Below are 1,956 nucleotides of genomic sequence, written 5' to 3'. Positions count from 1 at the left end.
TGCCGTAAACCACTTAACGGCGGCCTTCCCGCCGGTCACTCGTGAGGGACAGGCTGTGCTGATTATCGTGGGAACTCTCGTGACGTTGTTGTCCGTGTTCGGCGGCTACGCGCTCGCGGGCGGCCACCTGGGCGCCCTGGTTCAGCCGCTCGAAATCCTGATGATCGTGGGCGCCGGCGTGGGCGCGTTCATCCTCGGCAACGGCGTGAAGATGATCAAGTCGACGCTGCGCGCGTTGCCGGGCCTGTTCAAGGGCTCGAAGTACACCAAAGAGCTGTACATGGAATTGATGGGGCTGCTCTACGTGCTGCTCGCCAAGGCGCGCAAGGAAGGCACGCTGACGCTCGAGGCCGACATCGACGACCCCGAGAAGAGCCCGATCTTCACCCAATACCCGAAAATCCTCGCCGACAAGCACATGGTCGAGTTCCTGACCGACTACCTGCGCCTGATGGTCGGCGGCAACATGAACGCGTTCGAGATCGAAAGCCTGATGGACGAGGAGATCGAGACGCACCACGTGGAAGTGGAAGGCCCCGCGCACGCGCTGAACCGCGTCGGCGACGCGATGCCGGCGTTCGGGATCGTGGCGGCCGTGATGGGCGTGGTGCACACCATGGCCTCGGCCGACAAGCCGCCCGCGGTGCTCGGCGCGATGATCGCGCAGGCGCTGGTCGGCACCTTCCTCGGGATTCTGCTTTCCTACGGCCTGATCGGCCCGCTGGCGGCGCTGGCCGAACAGCGCGCGGCCGAATCGACCAAGCTGTTCCAGTGCATCAAGGTGACGATCCTCGCGAGCCTGAACGGCTATGCGCCGGCGATCGCCGTGGAATTCGGCCGCAAGGTGCTCTTCTCGACCGAACGCCCGTCGTTCGCCGAGCTGGAAGAGCACGTGCGCCGCGTGAAGGCGAAATAAGCGGAGCGGCCGGGCGATGAGCAAGGGCAAGGATCGAGCGATCGTCGTCAAGCGGGTCGCGCCGGCGAAGAAGGGCCACCACGGTGGCGCCTGGAAGCTCGCCTACGCGGACTTCATGACCGCCATGATGGCGTTCTTCCTGTTGATGTGGCTGCTGTCGGCGGCCACGCCGGTGCAGCTCAAGGGCATCGCCGACTACTTCAATACGCCGCTGAAGGCCGCGATCTTCGGCTCGGGCGACCGCAGCTCGCAGGATTCGAGCATCGTCAACGGCGGCGGCGCGGACATCACGCGCAGCGATTCGGGCACCACGCGCCGCACCGACGGCACCTCGGCGCTGGCCAACCGGCTCGCGCAGAGCGGCCGCGAGGACGAACACAACCCCGAACAGAGCGCCGGCGCGCAGGACAAGCTCGAGCAGGTGCGCCTGCACGACCTGCAGATCAAGCTGATGGCCGCGATCGAGGCCAACCCCGTGCTGCGCCAGTTCAAGCAGCAGATCCGCATCGATTCGACCATGACCGGCCTGCGCATCGAGATCGTCGACACGCAGAAGCGGCCGATGTTCGCGCTGTCGAGCGACGCCGTCGAACCGTACATGCGCGACATCCTGCGCGAGATCGGCAAGACGCTGAACGACGTGCCGAACCGCATCGTGATGCAGGGCCACACCGACGCCGTGCCGTATTCGGGCGGCGAGAAGGGCTACAGCAACTGGGAACTGTCGGCCGACCGCGCGAACGCGTCGCGCCGCGAGCTGGTGTCGGGCGGGATGGACGAGGCGAAGGTGCTGCGCGTGACCGGCCTGGCCTCCACGCAGAACCTCAACAAGGCCGATCCGCTCGATCCGGAGAACCGCCGGATCAGCATCCTGGTGCTGAACCACAAGTCGGAAATGGCCCTGATGCGCGACGACTCGAGCACCACCACGCTGTCGAACGACGCGGCGGGCTCGCAGGCGCTGGCCCAGCAGATCGCGGGCGGCGCGGGCAAGCCGGCCGCGGCAGCCACTGCGGCCACCGCGGCGCCCGGCACGGCCA

The 1,956-nt window shown here is 66.9% G+C and carries 2 protein-coding genes; both read left to right on the top strand.

The window, feature by feature from the left end; translation table 11 throughout:
- The first annotated feature begins 55 nt into the window (after positions 1–55).
- Positions 56–916: a flagellar motor stator protein MotA gene (gene motA / locus G3N92_RS33280; protein WP_206131751.1), complete on the top strand. Its 861-nt coding sequence runs from the start codon at positions 56–58 to the stop codon at positions 914–916.
- Between the two features lie 16 nt (positions 917–932).
- The coding region (gene motB, locus G3N92_RS33275) for a flagellar motor protein MotB (protein ID WP_206131750.1) at positions 933–1,956 on the top strand (1,024 nt) is incomplete at its 3' end.

Source organism: Burkholderia sp. Ac-20379 (genome assembly GCF_017104645.1).
Lineage (GTDB): Bacteria > Pseudomonadota > Gammaproteobacteria > Burkholderiales > Burkholderiaceae > Burkholderia.
Note: the sequence above shows the minus strand (reverse complement) of the source record. Positions and strands in the feature narration are given on the sequence as shown.